We start from the raw sequence: 1,490 nt of genomic DNA, 5'->3' as shown, positions 1-1,490 counted from the left end.
GATCAGCGAGGAGTATCTGGGCGGGGGCGTTCGCGGCCACCCCGTCAGCCCCATCCGTCCCGTGGCCGCGAACGCCCCCGCCCAGATACTCCTCGCTGATCTCCTTCGGCCCGAACGGCCACACCTTCTCGAACCGCGACCAGAGCACGAACGCCACACACCCCGCCCCGACCCACGCCAGCGACCACTCGATGGGGTGGCGCCCGGGCGAGTTCTTGTCCGCGTATCCGTAGATCACCAGCCACCCGACCAGCGCGACCACGCTCGGCAGCGGATACAGCCACATCCGGTACGGGCGCCGCAGCGCCGGTTGCCGGCGGCGCAGCACCGTCACGGCGAGGACCTGCGCCAGCGCCTGCACGATGACCATCACGGTGGTGAGCAGCTGGATCAGCGTGGCCAGGTCGGTGTGGCGGCCGATCAGGAAGCCAATGGCCGTGACCACGCCCATCGTGGCCAGGCCCAGTACGGGGAAGCGGTGGCGCGGGTGGAGCGTGCCGTACGGGCGGAAGAAGACGCGCTCGCGGGCGGCGTCGTAGGGGACGCGGGAGCCGCCGAGCAGCCCCGCGAATACGGACGCGAAGGCTGTGACCAGGATGAGGACCGTGACGACATCGGCCGCCCCCTTCCCCCAGGTCTCCTCCATGACCGCGGACGCGACGGATTGGGACGCCACCGATCCGGAGTCGAGCATCTGATGCCAGTCGATGACGCCGAGGGTGCCGATCTGGAGCAGCAGGTAGATGCCCATGATGCCGAGGATCGAGACGACGGTCGCGCGGGGCAGGGTGCGGCCGGGGTCCTTGATCTCGGCGCCCATGTACGCGGCGGTGTTGTAGCCGAGGTAGTCGTAGATGCCGATGGTCAGCCCCGCCGCGAAGCCGGTCCAGAAGTCGCCGGACCCCAGATCGAAGGCGTGCGCGGGGTACGTGAACGCCTTGTCCGGGTCGAAGTCGCTGAGCGCCGCGGCGATCACCAGCACCACGGAGGTGATCATCACACCCCACATCACGGCGGTGAGCTTGGCGATGTGCTCCACGCCCCGCCACAGCAGCAGCACGACCAGCGCGATGACGCCGAGCCCGACGAGATCGCCCTGCGTCTGCGTCATGCCGTGCCACAGATACCCGAGGTACTGCACAAGCCCGACCACGCCCGTGGACATGATCAGCGGGATGAACAGCATCGCCGTCCAGACGAACAGAAAGGGCATCAGCTTGCCGCTGTGGTACTGGAAAGCCTGGCGCAGATAGACGTAACTGCCCCCGGCACCGGGCAGCGAGGCGCCGAGTTCGGCCCAGATCAGCCCGTCCGCCAGCGCCAGCACCGCACCCGCGAGAAAGCCGATGACGGCCTGGGGCCCGCCGAAGGCCGCGACCATGAGGGGGATGGTCACGAACGGCCCGATGCCGCACATCTGGCTCATGTTGATGGCGGTGGCCTGGAACAGCCCGATCCGGCGGACGAATCCGCCCTCGCCGCCCCGGCCC

Annotated in this window: 1 protein-coding gene; it reads right to left on the bottom strand. The window is 69.1% G+C overall.

The window, feature by feature from the left end; all coding sequences use genetic code 11:
- Positions 1-1,490: APC family permease (locus CCN51_RS48015; protein ID WP_245881834.1), on the bottom strand; the 1,490-nt coding region annotated here is incomplete at both ends.

Origin of the sequence: Streptomyces milbemycinicus, from assembly GCF_002154605.1 — a bacterium.
Lineage (GTDB): Bacteria > Actinomycetota > Actinomycetes > Streptomycetales > Streptomycetaceae > Streptomyces > Streptomyces milbemycinicus.
Note: the sequence above shows the minus strand (reverse complement) of the source record. Positions and strands in the feature narration are given on the sequence as shown.